This window comes from Vibrio crassostreae 9ZC13 (genome assembly GCF_000272045.2).
GTDB lineage: Bacteria > Pseudomonadota > Gammaproteobacteria > Enterobacterales > Vibrionaceae > Vibrio > Vibrio crassostreae_C.
On the sequence record NZ_AJYZ02000037.1, the window covers coordinates 85,336 to 101,605 of the forward strand.

Annotated in this window: 17 protein-coding genes; 4 read left to right on the forward strand and 13 right to left on the reverse strand. The window is 45.1% G+C overall.

The genetic code is table 11. The annotated features are described in order from the left end of the window. Window positions 1-18: 18 nt before the first annotated feature. The 7 genes from hscA to trmJ form a co-directional block, all read right to left on the reverse strand. Window positions 19-1,869, reverse strand: a complete 1,851-nt coding sequence (hscA, locus tag A136_RS11180) for a Fe-S protein assembly chaperone HscA (RefSeq protein ID WP_017062834.1) — start codon at window positions 1,867-1,869, stop codon at window positions 19-21. 22 nt (window positions 1,870-1,891) lie between these two features. Then, entirely contained in the window at window positions 1,892-2,407 is a 516-nt protein-coding gene (gene hscB, locus A136_RS11185) for a co-chaperone HscB (protein ID WP_010440522.1), read from the reverse strand. Between the two features lie 84 nt (window positions 2,408-2,491). Beyond that, window positions 2,492-2,815, reverse strand: a complete 324-nt coding sequence (iscA, locus tag A136_RS11190) for an iron-sulfur cluster assembly protein IscA (RefSeq protein WP_010440519.1) — start codon at window positions 2,813-2,815, stop codon at window positions 2,492-2,494. A gap of 98 nt (window positions 2,816-2,913) precedes the next feature. Next, window positions 2,914-3,291, reverse strand: a complete 378-nt coding sequence (iscU, locus tag A136_RS11195; protein ID WP_004735094.1) for a Fe-S cluster assembly scaffold IscU — start codon at window positions 3,289-3,291, stop codon at window positions 2,914-2,916. A 33-nt stretch (window positions 3,292-3,324) separates the two neighbouring features. Continuing rightward, entirely contained in the window at window positions 3,325-4,539 is a 1,215-nt protein-coding gene (locus A136_RS11200) for an IscS subfamily cysteine desulfurase (RefSeq protein ID WP_010440514.1), read from the reverse strand. Window positions 4,540-4,566: 27 nt separating this feature from the next. Next, entirely contained in the window at window positions 4,567-5,088 is a 522-nt protein-coding gene (iscR, locus tag A136_RS11205) for a Fe-S cluster assembly transcriptional regulator IscR (RefSeq protein ID WP_010440512.1), read from the reverse strand. 116 nt (window positions 5,089-5,204) lie between these two features. Continuing rightward, window positions 5,205-5,933 (reverse strand): tRNA (cytosine(32)/uridine(32)-2'-O)-methyltransferase TrmJ, encoded by a 729-nt coding sequence (gene trmJ / locus A136_RS11210; protein ID WP_017062835.1) that lies wholly within the window; start codon window positions 5,931-5,933, stop codon window positions 5,205-5,207. Between the two features lie 181 nt (window positions 5,934-6,114). Here trmJ and suhB point away from each other — a divergent pair, with 181 nt between their 5' ends. Beyond that, window positions 6,115-6,918 (forward strand): inositol-1-monophosphatase, encoded by an 804-nt coding sequence (gene suhB, locus A136_RS11215; protein ID WP_017062836.1) that lies wholly within the window; start codon window positions 6,115-6,117, stop codon window positions 6,916-6,918. Window positions 6,919-7,211: 293 nt separating this feature from the next. Here suhB and secF read toward each other — a convergent pair whose 3' ends face one another. The 5 genes from secF to queA all read right to left on the reverse strand — a co-directional run bounded on the left by secF (window position 7,212) and on the right by queA (window position 12,871). Next, a complete protein-coding gene (gene secF, locus A136_RS11220) occupies window positions 7,212-8,159 on the reverse strand; it encodes a protein translocase subunit SecF (protein WP_017062837.1) in 948 nt (315 codons plus the stop codon). Between the two features lie 14 nt (window positions 8,160-8,173). Further along, window positions 8,174-10,030 carry a protein translocase subunit SecD gene (secD, locus tag A136_RS11225; protein WP_081326292.1) on the reverse strand — a complete coding sequence of 619 codons (1,857 nt, stop codon included), beginning with the start codon at window positions 10,028-10,030 and terminating at the stop codon, window positions 8,174-8,176. A 20-nt stretch (window positions 10,031-10,050) separates the two neighbouring features. Beyond that, window positions 10,051-10,380, reverse strand: a complete 330-nt coding sequence (gene yajC / locus A136_RS11230) for a preprotein translocase subunit YajC (RefSeq protein ID WP_010440492.1) — start codon at window positions 10,378-10,380, stop codon at window positions 10,051-10,053. Window positions 10,381-10,491: 111 nt separating this feature from the next. Continuing rightward, a complete protein-coding gene (gene tgt, locus A136_RS11235; RefSeq protein ID WP_017056177.1) occupies window positions 10,492-11,628 on the reverse strand; it encodes a tRNA guanosine(34) transglycosylase Tgt in 1,137 nt (378 codons plus the stop codon). Between the two features lie 190 nt (window positions 11,629-11,818). Beyond that, complete coding sequence (queA, locus tag A136_RS11240) at window positions 11,819-12,871, reverse strand: tRNA preQ1(34) S-adenosylmethionine ribosyltransferase-isomerase QueA (protein ID WP_017062839.1); 1,053 nt, start codon at window positions 12,869-12,871, stop codon at window positions 11,819-11,821. A 334-nt stretch (window positions 12,872-13,205) separates the two neighbouring features. Between queA and A136_RS11245 the strand changes: the two genes are divergently transcribed. Then, window positions 13,206-13,652 carry a CBS domain-containing protein gene (locus A136_RS11245; RefSeq protein ID WP_017062524.1) on the forward strand — a complete coding sequence of 149 codons (447 nt, stop codon included), beginning with the start codon at window positions 13,206-13,208 and terminating at the stop codon, window positions 13,650-13,652. 69 nt (window positions 13,653-13,721) lie between these two features. Here the strand turns inward: A136_RS11245 and A136_RS11250 are convergent, their stop codons facing one another. Continuing rightward, window positions 13,722-14,627: a hydrogen peroxide-inducible genes activator gene (locus A136_RS11250; protein ID WP_017062525.1), complete on the reverse strand. Its 906-nt coding sequence runs from the start codon at window positions 14,625-14,627 to the stop codon at window positions 13,722-13,724. Between the two features lie 210 nt (window positions 14,628-14,837). Between A136_RS11250 and A136_RS11255 the strand changes: the two genes are divergently transcribed. Together A136_RS11255 and A136_RS11260 are read left to right on the forward strand one after the other, a co-directional pair. Then, the gene (locus tag A136_RS11255) at window positions 14,838-15,446 is read left to right on the forward strand and encodes a peroxiredoxin C (RefSeq protein ID WP_017062526.1); all 609 of its coding nucleotides are present in this window, start codon (window positions 14,838-14,840) and stop codon (window positions 15,444-15,446) included. A gap of 311 nt (window positions 15,447-15,757) precedes the next feature. Further along, a partial coding sequence (locus tag A136_RS11260; protein WP_017062840.1) for a copper homeostasis protein CutC occupies window positions 15,758-16,270 on the forward strand: 513 nt, incomplete at its 3' end.

Here is a 16,270-nt window from a genome sequence, read left to right on the forward strand (position 1 = left end):
TTATCTATTCTCTAACTATTAAATATTATCGACTGACTGACCTGACAGTGCAGCACGAATTGATTTATCCATACGACGAGAAGCAAAGTCTTGGCTCGCTTTGTCGGTATTCTTAATTTCTAGTTCAATAGCATCAGCGTTGTCGCCATTACGCACTTCAATCAGTGCTTCAATCGCTTGAACAAGTTGTTGTTTGCCTTGCTCATCAAGTAGCTCGTCACCGTCGGCTTGCATTGCAGCGATAAGGCCTTCGATAACGCGATCCGCTTCTACGCGTTGCTCAGCAAGAGCACGCGCTTGCATGTCTTCTTTTGCAAACGTCATCGAATCTTTCAGCATGCTAGCCACTTCGTTGTCGCTTAGACCGTAAGAAGGCTTAACTTGGATTTCAGCTTGAACGCCAGTGCTCTTCTCCATTGCGGTAACCGATAGCAGGCCATCAGCATCCACTTGGTAAGTAACACGAATATGAGCAGCACCTGCAGTCATCGGCGGGATGCCTTTCAGAGCAAATCGAGCCAGTGAACGACAGTCATCAACCATCTCACGCTCGCCTTGCACGGTGTGTACTGTCATTGCAGTTTGACCGTCTTTGAACGTGGTAAACTCTTGTGCACGAGCAACTGGGATCGTGGTATTACGAGGGATGATCTTTTCGACTAAGCCACCCATGGTTTCGATACCCAGTGACAGAGGGATAACATCCAATAGCAGCATCTCAGAGTCAGGCTTGTTGCCAACTAAGATATCCGCTTGAATCGATGCGCCAATCGCAACCACTTCATCAGGGTTAATACTGGTTAATGGAGTACGACCAAAGAAGCCACCGACCATTTCACGAACAAGTAAGGTACGAGTTGAACCACCTACCATCACGACTTCTAGTACTTCATCCGCGTCAACTTCCGCATCTTTCAGTGCTCGGCGGCACGAAAGCAGCGTTTTCTTAACTAGTGGCTTGATGATCTCTTCGAACTCTTCACGAGTTAAAGAGCCAGACCAACCTAGTGCTTCAACATTAACGCTTTCAGCTTCAGATAAGCCAATCTTCGCTTCTGTTGCTGCGTCTAGAAGAATACGGTTCTGTTCTGCTGTCAGCTCTAACAAGCCCATTTGCTCTTGGAAATGATCCGCAATTAAATGGTCAAAGTCATCGCCGCCTAATGCAGAGTCACCACCGGTTGCTAAAACTTCGAAGACACCTTTAGACAGGCGTAGGATAGAGATATCAAACGTACCACCGCCTAAGTCATAAACAGCGATTACCCCTTCTTTACCTGAATCCAAGCCATAAGCAATCGCAGCTGCAGTGGGTTCATTAAGAAGACGTAACACATGAAGACCAGCAAGTTGCGCTGCGTCTTTGGTACCTGCACGTTGTGCATCATCAAAGTACGCAGGGACGGTAATCACGGCACCAGCCAATTCACCACCTAACGTCGACTCAGCACGTTGACCGAGTGCACGAAGAATATCTGCAGATACTTGAATTGGGTTCTTATTTCCTTGCGCTGTGTTAATCACAGGCAGGCCATTATCACTTTCTTCAAACTGATATGGCAGAGATGGGTATCGCTGTTGAATATCTGACAGTGAACGACCGATTAATCGCTTAACTGAGATAATGGTATTTTTAGGATCAATTTGTGCATTTACACGCGCTTCATCACCAGTGGTGTACGACTCTGACTGATAGTGAACAACGGAAGGGAGAATACTGCGACCTTGTTGATCAACAAGCGTGCTTGCCTCACCACTGCGCACTGACGCAACCAATGAGTTTGTTGTACCTAAATCAATACCCACTGCAAGCTTGTGCTGGTGAGGAGCGGCGCTTTGCCCTGGTTCTGCAATCTGAAGTAGTGCCATGGATGTGTCCTTGTTATACGAACTAGCCGATCAAACGATCTTCAACTAACTCGATTTCATTCTTTAATTTTGCAATAAACTTAAGCTTTCTTACTCGGTCTGCAGCTTCTAACCAAGCTTCGCTGTCGAGTTCTTGTTGGATAGCGCTTAATTGTTGTTTATACATTTTGCTAACCTTTCCTTCAAATGCAAACAAAGCATCTTCAGGATCAGAACTGTCGGCGATATCTTCCAGCTCTTCACGCAATTCCATTTGCTCCATCAGGAACATAGGATCTTGCATAGTCTGCTGCTCACCACGAATATCCTCACCATGTTGAACTAACAGGTATTCAGCGCGGCTGACTGGATTTTTCAACACCTGGTACGCATCATTGATTTGCGCAGCTTTTTGCACAGCCAGCAAGCGATCTCGCTCAGAAGCCGTGGCAAATTTATCAGGGTGGAATTGGCGTTGCAGATCTCTAAACTGAGAAGAAAGAAGGCTACCATCCAGTTGAAACTGAAGTGGTAGCCCAAATAATTCGAAATGATTCATGTAACGGTGGTCCTAAGTTTAGGCTCTTTACTTAGAGCCTAATTTTATTCTTCGCTCATTATAAACGCTCAACGATTGAGGCGTTTATACATTGAAGCTCTCACCACAACCACATTCGCCTTTCGCGTTAGGGTTGTTGAATTCAAAACCTTCGTTTAGGCCTTCTTTTACGTAATCAAGCTCAGTACCGTCTAGGTAAACTAGGCTCTTTGGATCAATGATGACCTTAACACCTGAATGCTCGAACACTTCGTCTTCTTCGTTGAGCTCGTCAACGAATTCCAGTACATACGCCATACCCGAACAGCCAGTAGTTTTTACCGCTAAGCGCAACCCGATACCTTTACCTCGGTTATCTAGGAAAGCTTGAACTCGGCTTGCTGCCGTATCTGTCATGGTGATGGCCATACTACAACCTTGTGTTTTATATAAATTGAGAACTCAGGGGGAGCACAAAGGGTGCTCCCAAATATTACTTTTTTGAAGTGATTACGTTGTAGAAACGATTAGTGCTTCTTTTTGTAATCCGCAACCGCTGCTTTGATTGCATCTTCAGCAAGAATTGAACAGTGAACTTTCACTGGTGGCAACTCTAGCTCTTCTGCGATTTCAGAGTTTTTAATAGCAGCTGCTTCATCAATACTTTTACCTTTAACCCACTCAGTGACTAGTGAGCTAGAAGCGATTGCGCTACCGCAACCGTAAGTCTTGAATTTTGCGTCTTCAATAATACCTTCTGCAGATACTTTGATTTGCAGTTTCATTACGTCACCACAAGCTGGTGCGCCAACCATGCCGCTACCTACACTTGGATCTTCTTTATCAAACGAACCTACGTTACGTGGGTTTTCGTAGTGATCAATTACTTTTTCGCTATATGCCATGATAGTTACCTCGAATCCTCTATTTCCGTGAGATTAGTGATGAGCCCACTCAACAGTGTTCAAATCAATCCCTTCTTTATACATATCCCATAGAGGAGACATGTCGCGTAATTTATTTACTGCTACACGGATTTGTGCAATCGCGTAGTCGATTTCTTCTTCCGTAGTGAAACGGCCGAATGAAAAACGTACTGAGCTGTGTGCCAGTTCATCGTTTAAGCCAAGAGCGCGTAGAACGTACGATGGCTCTAAGCTTGCTGATGTACATGCAGAACCTGATGATACCGCTAAGTCTTTTAAAGACATAAGCAGAGATTCACCTTCAACGAAAGCAAAGCTCACGTTTAGGTTATGTGGTACACGTTGATCTAAGTCGCCATTTACCGTTACTGCTTCTAGATCTTGAACCCCTTTCAATAGACGCTCGCGAAGTGCTAGTGCGTGGTCATAATCTTTCTGCATGTCTTGTTTAGCGACAGCAAAAGCTTCACCCATACCCACGATTTGGTGAGTAGCAAGCGTACCAGAACGGAAACCACGTTCGTGACCTCCACCGTGCATCTGTGCTTCAAGACGAATACGTGGCTTACGACGAACGTACAAAGCACCAATGCCTTTAGGGCCGTATGCTTTGTGTGCAGAAAGAGAGATAAGGTCAACTTTCATCTCTTTTACATCTAGTGGGATTTTACCCGCAGACTGAGCCGCATCAACGTGGAAGATGATCTTGCGTGAACGACATAATTCGCCGATTGCAGAGATATCTTGGATTACACCAATCTCGTTGTTAACGTGCATAATAGAAACTAGAACAGTGTCTTCACGCATTGCAGCTTGTAGCTTGTCTAGATCGATGATGCCGTTAGCTTCTGGCTCAAGATATGTAACCTCAAAACCTTCACGCTCTAGTTGGCGACATGGATCAAGAACCGCTTTATGTTCTGTTTTGCACGTGATTACGTGCTTACCTTTCTTCTCGTAAAAGTGCGCTGCACCTTTGATAGCAAGGTTGTCTGACTCTGTAGCACCTGACGTGAAAACAATCTCACGTGGGTCTGCATTTAGTAGGTCAGCAATTTGCTCACGAGCATTATCTACTGATTCTTCTGCCTGCCAGCCGTAACGGTGTGAACGAGATGCAGGGTTACCGAAGTTACCGTCCATCGTCATGCACTGAACCATTTTTTCAGCAACACGTGGATCGACTGGGCATGTAGCTGAATAGTCAAAGTAAATAGGCAGTTTCATTTTCTACTCCAATGTAAAAACTGACCGCTAAGAGCGGGCATTAACACCGTGAGGTGCTGCACTAATCGTTGTAGTGCTCGTATTTTTATGTGCAAAACCATTATTAACCGCAAGATCGATATCTTGACGATCAGAAATCTCTAAAACTTCGTTATCTTTCATTAGCTCACCGAGCGTAATGTCATTTAAGAAGCTGCTGATTCGGGAGCTTAAATCACGCCAAAGAGTGTGAGTTAAACAACGACTACCACCTTGGCAATCTGCTCGACCGTGACACTTAGTTGCATCAACTGATTCGTCTACTGCAGCAATTACAGTTCCGACAGCGATGTCGCTCGCTTCAGCACCTAAACGGTAACCACCGCCAGGACCACGAACACTAGCAACTAAGCCAGCTTTACGTAACTTAGAAAATAGCTGTTCTAAGTAAGATAATGAGATGCCCTGTCGCTCTGAAATATCAGCCAGAGGAACTGGGCTTTTTTGCGAATGCAGTGCTACATCTAGCATAGCTGTTACCGCATATCTTCCTTTAGATGTAAGTTTCATATCACACCGAATCCACATTGTTTATGTGGTTGGAATCTTCCCATACCTGACTAAATTGGTCAAGTATTTAGTTGACTATTTTAGTCAAGTATTCACCCTTAGGGTTTGTGTGGTTTTTATTTGTCGTTTTTGCTCTTCTCAATTGAAGTCAAAATGCCGCGTAGAGTGTTGATCTCTTGCAACTCTGGACGAGCTCGACTGAACAGACGACGTAGTTTATTCATCACCTGACCTGGCTTATCCTTAGAGATAAATTGGGTATCAATGATCACTTTTTCAAGGTGCTCATAGAACATTTCTAGTTCTTCGTGACGAGGGTACTCATCTTGTTGCTGTGGCTGATATTGGCTAGCGACCATATCAAGGTGAGCTACACGCACTTCGTAGCTCAGAGTCTGCACTGCCATTGCTAGGTTTAGCGAGCTGTATTCAGGGTTAGCTGGGATACATACATGGAAGTGGCACTTCTGAAGCTCATCGTTAGTCAAGCCAGTACGTTCACGGCCGAACACTAATGCGACTGGGTGCTTTTGACCTTCAATCGCAAACTTTTGTCCACACTCACGAGGCTCAAGCATTGGCCATTCAAGCGTACGTGAACGTGCACTCGAACCAACCACTAAACCACAGTCTTTTACGGCTTCGTCTAATGTAGAAACGATGGTCGCGTTTTCTGCGATGTCACCTGCACCCGCAGCCAGTGCTAAGGTCTGCTCGTCAACTTCACATTGAGGGTCTACAAGAACTAATTGACTCAAACCCATCACTTTCATTGCGCGAGCTGCTGATCCGATATTTCCCGAATGAGACGTACCAACCAGAACGACTTTTACATTGTCTAACATGCTATATGACACCACTTTAAAAATAATCGCGAGATATTAACACATAGCAAAGTAAAATGGTCAGACCCTTCGCGTAATGTGAAACCAAGAGTTCAAAAAATAACCACTTCCCTTTTGGTAAAACTTTGGTATACTCGCCGCCGCTTTAAATTGTTCTTTAACATCTTGTGGGAAAAACCATATGCATCCAATGCTAAACATTGCGATACGCGCTGCGCGTAAAGCTGGCAACCATATTGCTAAATCTCTAGAAACAACTGATAAGATCGAATCGTCTCTAAAAGGTAACAACGATTACGTTACTAACATTGCTCAAGAAGCTGAGTACATGATCATTGAGACAATCAAAGCATCTTACCCAGAGCACAGCATTATTTCTGAAGAGAAAGGCCTGACTGAAGGTAAAGACTCTGATGTACAATGGATCGTTGACCCACTGGATGGCACCAACAACTTTGTAAAAGGTTTCCCTCACTTCTCTGTATCTATCGCTGTTCGCATGAACGGTCGTACAGAAGTTGCTTGTGTTTATGACCCAATGCTAAACGAGCTATTCACAGCTCAACGTGGCGCTGGCGCTCAACTTAACAACGCTCGTATGCGTGTTACTCAACTAAAAGACCTTCAAGGTACTGTTCTAGCGACTGGTTTCCCATTCAAGCAAAAACAACACTCTGAATCTTTCATGAAGATCATCTCTGGTCTATTCATCGACTGTGCTGATTTCCGTCGTACAGGTTCTCCTGCTCTTGACCTATGTTACCTAGCAGCTGGCCGTGTTGATGGTTACCTAGAACTTGGCCTTAAGCCATGGGATCTAGCAGCTGGCGATCTAATCGCTCGTGAAGCTGGTGCTATCATGACTGACTTTGCTGGCGGTACTGATTACATGACTTCTGGTAATGTTGTTGCTTCAAGCGCACGTGGTGTTAAGTCTATTCTTAAGCACGTTCGTGAGAACGCTAACGAAGGTATGCTGAAGTAATTCAGACCTTACGTTAACGCTCCCTATTTTAAGGGCGCATAAAAATTCCAAAGCCTCGCTATATAGCTATAGCGAGGCTTTTTTGTATCTGCGATACGAGATACGAGATACGAGATACGAGATACGAGATACGAGATACGAGATACGAGATACGATCAGGATGTCTCTTAGTGAAATGAAGTTCAACATACTTCAACGCTAAATTGTATTGAGCTTCCCTAGAATACAGACGTAAAAAAACCGCTAGTTGCCTAGCGGTTTTTTTGGTTTAGCGAAACTTATTAAGCCAAGGCCTAAGGCATCTCGTCAAACTCTTCACCTTCTTTGTCCACTTGTGGTGGCATTAGGTGTTCACGCGTAATACCTAACTTCATAGCCAGTGCAGATGCAACGTAGATAGAAGAGTAAGTACCAACCGTAATACCCAATAAAAGTGCAGTCGCGAAGCCGTGGATCATAGCGCCGCCCTGAACGAACAGTGCGATAACTACGAATAACGTGGTACCAGAAGTGATCAATGTACGGCTCAATGTTTGTGTGATTGAGCTGTTCAGTACTTCAGGCGCTTCACCCTTACGCATCTTACGGAAGTTCTCACGAATACGGTCGAATACAACAATGGTATCGTTGAGGGAGTAACCGACGACCGTTAGCAAGGCTGCTACGATGGTAAGGTCGACCTCAATTTGCATTAGAGAGAACACACCCAGAGTGATGATAACGTCGTGCGCCAGTGCTAATACTGCACCCGCAGCCAAACGCCATTCAAATCGCACTGATACGTAGATCAAGATACAGATAAGAGAAACTAGGATAGCAAGGCCACCCGCTTCTGTTAATTCGTCACCCACGTTAGGACCAACGAACTCGATACGACGCATTTCAACTTGCTCACCAGTACCATTCTCAATAGCAGAAAGGATTTGGTTACCAAGCGTTTCGCCCGCTACGCCATCACGTGGACGTAAACGAACCATCACATCACGAGCTGAACCGAAGTTCTGTACCGTCGCATCACCAAAGCCTTCGGCTTCTAGTGCACTACGAATATCAGGAAGGTGTGCCGGTTGTTCAAAACCAACTTCAATCAGAGTACCGCCAGTAAAATCTAGACCCCAGTTCAACGATTTCGTTGTTAGGGTGAAGATAGCAGTACCAATCATCAAGATAGAAAAAACAAAGGCAACCTTTGACCAACGCATAAAGTCGATCATTTTGTCTGCTTTTAGAATCTGAAACATATTAATTCCTAGCCTTAGATCGACAGTTTTTTAACGCGTTTGCCGCCATACATCAGGTTCACGATACAACGTGTTCCGATAATAGCTGTAAACATTGAAGTCAAGATACCGATAGACAGCGTTACCGCGAAGCCTTTGATAGCACCCGTACCCACAGCAAATAGAATGATTGCTGTTAGTAGTGTGGTGATGTTGGCATCGGCGATTGTGCTGAATGCGTTCGCGTAACCTTGGTGAATCGCTTGTTGTGGACTGCGTCCATCTCGAAGCTCTTCACGTATACGCTCAAAGATCAGAACGTTCGCATCAACCGCCATACCAACCGTTAATACGATACCGGCAATACCTGGTAGGGTCATGGTAGCCCCCGGAATCATCGACATAACACCGATAATCAACACCAAGTTAGCCATTAGCGCAACGTTCGCAATCAGACCAAAGCTACGGTAGTAAAGCAGCGTAAACAGCATTACAGCAGCCATACCCCAAACCATCGCCATGATACCCATATCGATGTTTTGCTGCCCCATAGATGGACCAATGGTACGTTCTTCTACAATCGAGATAGGCGCAATCAATGCACCAGCACGCAGTAGAAGTGCCAAGTTATGAGCTTCAGCCGTTGAATCGATACCAGTAATACGGAAGTTACGGCCTAGCGCAGATTGAATCGTCGCTTGGTTAATCACTTCTTCGTGCTTACTCAAGATAACTCGACCTTCCGGTGTTTTACGACCGCTGTCTTTGTACTCTGCAAATACCGTTGCCATTAGCTTACCGATATTCTGACGAGAGAATGCAGACATCTTGCTACCACCTTCGCTGTCTAGCGAGATGTTAACTTGAGGACGACCATATTCATCAACACTTGAGCTTGCATCAGTAATACTTGAGCCGCCTAGAATAACGCGCTTCTTAAGTACCACAGGACGACCATCACGATCTTGCTTGATTTCGCTACCCGCAGGGGCACGACCAGAAGCGGCAGCGGCTAAGTCAGCACTGCTATCCACTTCACGGAACTCAAGCGTCGCGGTAGCACCAAGAATTTCTTTAGCGCGAGCCGTGTCTTGAACACCAGGCAATTCCACTACGATACGGCTAGAGCCTTGACGTTGAACCAAAGGTTCAGCAACACCAAGTTCGTTAACACGGTTACGTAGAATGGTAATGTTTTGCTCTACCGCATAGTTGCGGATTTCTTGAAGACGAGTCTCTGTGAAGCTAGCAACCAAAGAAAAACGACCATTAGATTCAGAATCTACAAACGTCATGTCTTGGTGCTTAGATTGCAGTAGCGATTTAGCTTCAGCAAGTTGCTCGGCGTTACGTAGAATCACTTCAACCGCATCTTTACCAGACGGGCGAATTGCACGGTAACGGATTTTCTCTTCACGAAGTTCACTACGGAACGCTTCTTCTTGTTGGCCAACCAGCTTTTGCATCGCAGCGTCCATATCCACTTCCATCAAGAAGTGAACACCACCACGTAGGTCAAGACCAAGCTTCATTGGTGCAGCACCAATAGATTCAAGCCAATCAGGAGTTGAAGCCGCTAAGTTTAAAGCAACGATTACATCTTCATCTAATGCTTCAGTGATGACATCACGGGCACTGATTTGAGAGTCTGTATCGTTAAAGCGAACAAGAATGGAACCGTTTTCTAGAGCAACGGATTTAGTAGAAAGGTTTTCAGCTTCAAGAGCATTGGTGACAGCATCCAGCGTAGACATATCTACAGAGGCGCCGCGCGCCCCTGTAACTTGAACTGCCGGATCTTCACCGTATATATTCGGAAGTGCGTACAACGCAGCGATGGCGATAGTAAACACCACCATCAGGTACTTCCATAACGGGTAACGGTTTAGCACAGCGAGGATCCTCTAGCTGTTTATAGAGATTTCAGAGTACCTTTTGGTAGCACTGCTGTAACGAAGTCTTTCTTGATAACTACTTCGTTGTTTGCATTCAGTTCGATAGCAACGTAGTCACTGTCTTCTGCAATCTTAGTGATCTTGCCGATTAGGCCGCCGCTTGTAAGAACTTCATCGCCTTTGCCCATAGAAGACATAAGGTTCTTGTGCTCTTTAACACGCTTAGCTTGTGGACGGTAGATCATGAAGTAGAAGATCACAGCGAACATACCTAGCATGATAAGCATTTCGAAACCGCCGCCTGCTGGTGCACCTTCTGCTGCTGCGTGAGCTTGAGAAATAAACATTTAAAACATCCTCTATTTATATTTTCGTAATTGTTTGTCTAATTGGGTTGCATCCCTTTATTTTCAAGCCCCATCACTCGGAAGAGAGATAGGGCTCGCAAAAAAGAAATACTAAGATTCTTTACCTAGTGGTGGCACTTCACGCCCCATTCTTGCGTAGAACTCTGCAACGAACTCTTCAAAGCGGTCTTCATCGATAGACTGACGAATGTCTGACATTACTCGTTGGTAGAAACGCAGGTTATGAATCGTGTTCAGTCGAGCACCTAGGATTTCGTTACAACGATCCAAATGGTGTAAGTACGACTTGCTGTAGTTCTTACAAGTGTAACAGTCACACTCTGAATCTAGTGGTGTTGTATCGGTTTTATGCTTCGCATTACGGATCTTGATCACACCTTCAGTCACAAACAGGTGGCCGTTACGTGCATTTCGCGTTGGCATTACACAGTCAAACATGTCGATACCGCGACGAACACCTTCAACCAAGTCTTCCGGTTTGCCTACGCCCATTAGGTAACGTGGCTTATCTTCTGGCAGTTGAGGACATGTGTGCTCAAGAATGCGGTGCATATCTTCTTTTGGTTCGCCTACTGCTAGGCCACCTACTGCGTAACCGTCAAAACCAATTTCTGTTAGGCCTTTAACGGATACATCACGAAGGTCTTCGTACACGCCACCTTGAACGATACCGAACAGTGAGTTCGGGTTTTCAAGTTTGTCGAAGTGGTTACGTGAACGCTCAGCCCAACGAAGAGACATCTCCATGGAGTCTTTTGCTTCTTTGTGTGTCGCTGGGTAAGGCGTACACTCATCGAAGATCATTACGATGTCTGAACCTAAATCTTTTTGGATTTCCATAGACTTCTCAGCGTCCATGAAGATCTTGTCACCGTTTACAGGGTTACGGAAATGAACACCCTCTTCAGTGATTTTACGCATTGCACCTAGGCTGAATACTTGGAAGCCGCCTGAATCAGTCAGGATAGGACCGTGCCAGTTCATGAAATCGTGCAGGTCACCGTGCATTTTCATGATTTCTTGACCAGGACGTAGCCATAGGTGGAATGTGTTACCTAATAGGATTTCAGCACCTGTGTCTTTTACTTCTTCAGGTGTCATACCTTTAACAGTACCGTAAGTACCTACAGGCATGAATGCTGGGGTTTCAACGGTACCGCGTTCAAACTGAAGTTGACCACGACGTGCGCCGCTATTAGTTTTTTTAAGTTCGTATTTTAATTTCACGAAGCCTCCAATATGCCAGAGAAACAATCTGACTGTTAATTCAGAACCTTAGGCCAAACAAAAGTTCAGTCTAGTGGGTTCTATGAGGAGCGGTCGCGTATTCCTTGCGAGAGATTAGACAGACACCCTGCCCGACTCCTAGCTTACTGCTAGCACCCGTAAATTTTTGTATCGCTTAAACCTGCTTAAATTAGCTCGTTTTCTTATTGATGAACATAGCATCGCCGTAGCTGAAGAAACGGTATTCGCTCTTCACTGCGTGATCGTATGCGCCCATCACGTTGTCGTAACCTGCAAATGCACTCACCAACATAATCAGTGTTGATTCTGGCAAGTGGAAGTTGGTAATCAAGCAATCCACCAACTGGTATTCATAGCCAGGGAAGATGAAGATTTCTGTATCACCAAAGAAAGGAACGAACTCAGTGCCTTTCTTCAATGCATCTTGAGCTGCACTTTCTAGTGAGCGTACTGATGTTGTACCAACAGCAATAATACGGCCGCCACGGGCTTTTGCTGCAGCTACGGCGTCAACCACTTCTTGCGGCACTTCAACGTACTCAGCATGCATGTGGTGATCGTTAATATTATCAACTTTTACTGGCTGGAACGTACCAGCACCAACATGAAGCGTCACGTAAGCAAACTCAACACCTTTTTCTTTCATGTCAGCCATTAGCTTGTCATCAAAGTGAAGGCCTGCTGTTGGCGCTGCAACCGCACCGGGCTTTTCATTATAGACAGTCTGGTAGCGCTCTTTATCTGCATCTTCATCAGGACGATCGATGTAAGGAGGCAGTGGCATGTGACCAACACTGTTAAGAATCTCTAAAACGCTTTGATCAGATGTGAAATGGATTTCGAATAACGCATCGTGACGCGCCACCATTTCAGCTTCATATTCATCGTTCTCACCAAGGAACAACTTGGTACCCGGCTTCGGTGATTTAGAACAACGAACATGCGCAAGAATGCTTTTCTCATCAAGCATACGTTCAACCAGCACTTCAAGCTTACCGCCTGATGCCTTGCGACCGAACACGCGAGCTGGAATCACTCGAGTGTTATTGAAAACAACAAGATCGCCTGGCTCAACCAAGTCTAAAACGTCTTTAAACGAACCATCCGTCAGGTTGCCATTATTGCCGTCTAATTTAAGTAGGCGGCTTGCTGTACGCTCTTCTTGAGGGTAACGAGCAATAAGTTCATCTGGTAGGTCAAAGTGAAAATCTGAAACTTGCATGTGTCTAGTCTTGTCTTAGTTGATGAGATTTGTGCCGTTGACGAATCATAAATCGTAGTTGCTGGATAATCGTTACGGTAAGTCAATCGTTACCAGAAACACATCGCAAACACGACTAAAAATTTCGCAGTGGGCTAGTATAGGCACACGAGCCGCAATAGCAAGGTTTACAGCACTGGATTATTGTAAAGAGGCGTAAAATAATGCGACTGATTCACCTCCTCAAGCTAAAGAATTAGTTGCATAAAACTCACCCAAGAATGCGTCAGATCTCAGTTATTTTTTGGATAAAAAACTATAGTAATAGCAACAAATAAAAAAGAAGGAGGTTCGTATGATCAAGGTTGAAGATATGATGACTCGCAACCCTCATACCCTATTGCGCTCACACTCACTGGCCGATGCTAAGCACATGATGGAAGCACTTGATATCCGCCATATTCCGGTCGTCGATTCCGACAGGCAACTACTAGGTGTCGTCACACAGCGAGACGTTCTCGCCGCTCAAGAATCCAGCCTACAAAACATCCCACAAGCTCAATCTTTTACTCTTGCTACTCCCCTCAACGACATCATGCACAAAAGTGTTATGTCGGTAGAGCCGCGTGCAGGATTAAAAGAATCGGCTATCTACATGCAGAAACATAAAGTGGGCTGTTTACCTGTCGTAGAAAACCACGAACTAGTAGGCATTATTACAGACAGCGATTTTGTCACGATAGCGATCAATTTACTGGAGCTGCAAGAAGAAGTAGAGCCAGAAGAAGCGGAAGTAGAGTAACGCTCGGAATTGATATAAAGAAGAGCGGCCAATTCAGCCGCTCAGAGGGATTGTTGTCGCAGCGGATTATTATAGAAGCTCAGATACCACATCCGCTAATTGATGGAATGTCTCACGACGCGAAGAGCTTGGTCGCCAGACAAGGCCAATATCTCGGTAGGCCTGCTGACCAGGAGGATCGATCACAACGAGATTCTGGTTTTCCAATAAACCGTGGTCGATCGCCATTTGCGGAATAAAGGTGGTTCCTAAACCATTGGCCACCATTTGCACCAATGTGTGAAGGCTCGTCGCAGTGAACGGGTTGATCTTCTCTTTATCCGTTAACTTACAAGCCGACACAGCATGCTCGGTTAAGCAATGCTCGTTCTCCAACAAAAATACAGATTCGTCTGGCAGGTCATCGTATTTAATCGGAACGCGAATACCATCAGCTTGATTGCGACTGATCACCATCCGGAAAGGGTCTTGCCCAACAACTTGGCTTTCCATATTGTCGATATCGACAGGCAAAGCCAGAATCAGCACATCTAAGTCTCCATGACGCAGCGCAGCCAATAGGTTGGTCGTTGTGTCTTCACGTAACAGCAAATTTAATTGTGGAAAGCGCTGGTTGGCTTCCTGTACCAAATCGCACAAAAGGAACGGCGCTATAGTAGGAATACACCCGACTCGCAGCTGCCCTTGCATCGCATCCCCGTTACATAGATTTCCAAGCTCTACGAGATCTTGTCCTTTCGCTAGTAGCTCTCGACCGTGCTTGACCACTAGCTCACCTGCTTGCGTGAAAACTAGCGGGCTCTTTTTATCTTTCTTCTCATAAAGCGGGCAACCAATCAGCTCTTCTAGGTTTTGAATGCCTTTACTTAGCGTAGATTGACTGACGAAACAGCGATCTGCGGCATCACTGAAATGACGAGTTTCGTGAAGAGTAACAAGATAGTGAAGTTGCTTAAGACTTGGCCATTTATTCATGAAATTACTTTGTAATATGAGTAGGATAAGTTAGGTAAAGGTCATTCGACCTAAGGACAGGACAAAGAATAAGCTTATCGCTTTTTTCGATTAACTTAATCTATTTAATTCGCTTTTTTCTATAGTACCGATTGTACTATAGTTTGTCCCGTAGAAACGGAGCCCAAACAAAGATGTGTTGGGCCAACTAATTTTTTAGGAGATTCCAAAATGGTACTAGTAGGTCGTCAAGCCCCTGACTTTACTGCAGCAGCTGTTCTAGGTAACGGTGAGATCGTTGATAACTTCAACTTCGCAGAATTCACTAAAGGTAAGAAAGCTGTAGTTTTCTTCTACCCACTAGACTTCACTTTCGTTTGTCCTTCAGAGCTAATCGCTTTCGACAACCGTCTTGAAGATTTCCAAGCTAAAGGCGTTGAAGTAATCGGTGTTTCTATCGATTCTCAATTCTCTCACAACGCATGGCGTAACACTGCTATCGCTGATGGCGGTATCGGTCAAGTTAAATACCCTCTAATTGCTGACGTTAAGCACGAGATCTGCAAAGCATACGATGTTGAGCACCCAGAAGCAGGCGTTGCTTTCCGTGGTTCTTTCCTAATCGACGCTGACGGTCTTGTACGTCACCAAGTAGTTAACGATCTTCCACTAGGTCGTAACATCGACGAAATGCTACGCATGGTAGACGCACTAAACTTCCACGAGAAGAACGGTGAAGTTTGTCCTGCACAATGGGAAGAAGGCAAATCAGGTATGGACGCATCTCCAAAAGGTGTTGCAGCATTCCTATCTGAGCACGCTGACGACCTAAGCAAGTAATTACCTCTTAAGCCCGAACTCAACGCGGGTTAATGGTTGGAAGATTCTCTTTAAAGAGACATAAAGCATAAGCTAATAGCGCAAAGCGCACCGCCAATCAGTTAAGAAGTAAAGTCCTATTAAAAGCCCGAAGTTAACGCTTCGGGCTTTTTGTTTTCCCTCTCCTCGCTCCCCTAGACTGACTCTTGTAATAGATAATTGAGGTAGCGATAAACCTAAACTTTACCTCTATTTTCCCTTATCCCCATCTATTCAGAATCACACCTAGATTGCTATTATTTCATCAGTATCTTTTTGAACGGATAAACACGATGAACACCGAAATTGAAGTCTGTATCGATAACTTAGAATCTCTTCATACCGCACTATCTGGTGGCGCGAATCGAATTGAGCTTTGCTCTTCATTAGCACTTGGCGGATTAACTCCAAGCTTCGGAATGATGAAACAAGCGGCAATAGTTTCGTCGGTTCCGGTCTACGCTATGATACGCCCAAGACAAGGCGACTTCATTTTCGATAACGACGATATGCTCTGTATGCTTGAAGATATTGAAGCTTGCGCAAATGCAGGATTGGATGGGGTCGTACTTGGTGTGTTAGCGCCGAACGGAAGTATTGATATGCCAAAGATGCAACAACTGGCTGACAAAGCGCACTCGTTAAAGCTTGGGATTACCTTCCACAGAGCCATCGATCAAAGCTCTGATTTCCAAGCAGCATTAGAACAAATCATTACACTTGGATGCGAAAGAGTCCTGACATCAGGGCTTGCTGCTAATGCTGAGCAAGGTATCGATGTATTGGCTGCAATGGTCAAACAAGCC

Bases quoted from the DNA above. Each gene is read 5' to 3' on its own strand.
- hscA (WP_017062834.1), bottom strand. From the start codon at position 1,869: ATGGCACTACTTCAGATTGCAGAACCAGGGCAAAGCGCCGCTCCTCAC.
- iscU (WP_004735094.1), bottom strand. From the start codon at position 3,291: ATGGCATATAGCGAAAAAGTAATTGATCACTACGAAAACCCACGTAAC.
- A136_RS11245 (WP_017062524.1), top strand. From the start codon at position 13,206: ATGATCAAGGTTGAAGATATGATGACTCGCAACCCTCATACCCTATTG.
- yajC (WP_010440492.1), bottom strand. From the start codon at position 10,380: ATGTTTATTTCTCAAGCTCACGCAGCAGCAGAAGGTGCACCAGCAGGC.
- iscA (WP_010440519.1), bottom strand. From the start codon at position 2,815: ATGGCCATCACCATGACAGATACGGCAGCAAGCCGAGTTCAAGCTTTC.
- A136_RS11200 (WP_010440514.1), bottom strand. From the start codon at position 4,539: ATGAAACTGCCTATTTACTTTGACTATTCAGCTACATGCCCAGTCGAT.
- hscB (WP_010440522.1), bottom strand. From the start codon at position 2,407: ATGAATCATTTCGAATTATTTGGGCTACCACTTCAGTTTCAACTGGAT.
- trmJ (WP_017062835.1), bottom strand. From the start codon at position 5,933: ATGTTAGACAATGTAAAAGTCGTTCTGGTTGGTACGTCTCATTCGGGA.
- suhB (WP_017062836.1), top strand. From the start codon at position 6,115: ATGCATCCAATGCTAAACATTGCGATACGCGCTGCGCGTAAAGCTGGC.
- A136_RS11250 (WP_017062525.1), bottom strand. From the start codon at position 14,627: ATGAATAAATGGCCAAGTCTTAAGCAACTTCACTATCTTGTTACTCTT.
- queA (WP_017062839.1), bottom strand. From the start codon at position 12,871: ATGCAAGTTTCAGATTTTCACTTTGACCTACCAGATGAACTTATTGCT.
- A136_RS11255 (WP_017062526.1), top strand. From the start codon at position 14,838: ATGGTACTAGTAGGTCGTCAAGCCCCTGACTTTACTGCAGCAGCTGTT.
- iscR (WP_010440512.1), bottom strand. From the start codon at position 5,088: ATGAAACTTACATCTAAAGGAAGATATGCGGTAACAGCTATGCTAGAT.
- secF (WP_017062837.1), bottom strand. From the start codon at position 8,159: ATGTTTCAGATTCTAAAAGCAGACAAAATGATCGACTTTATGCGTTGG.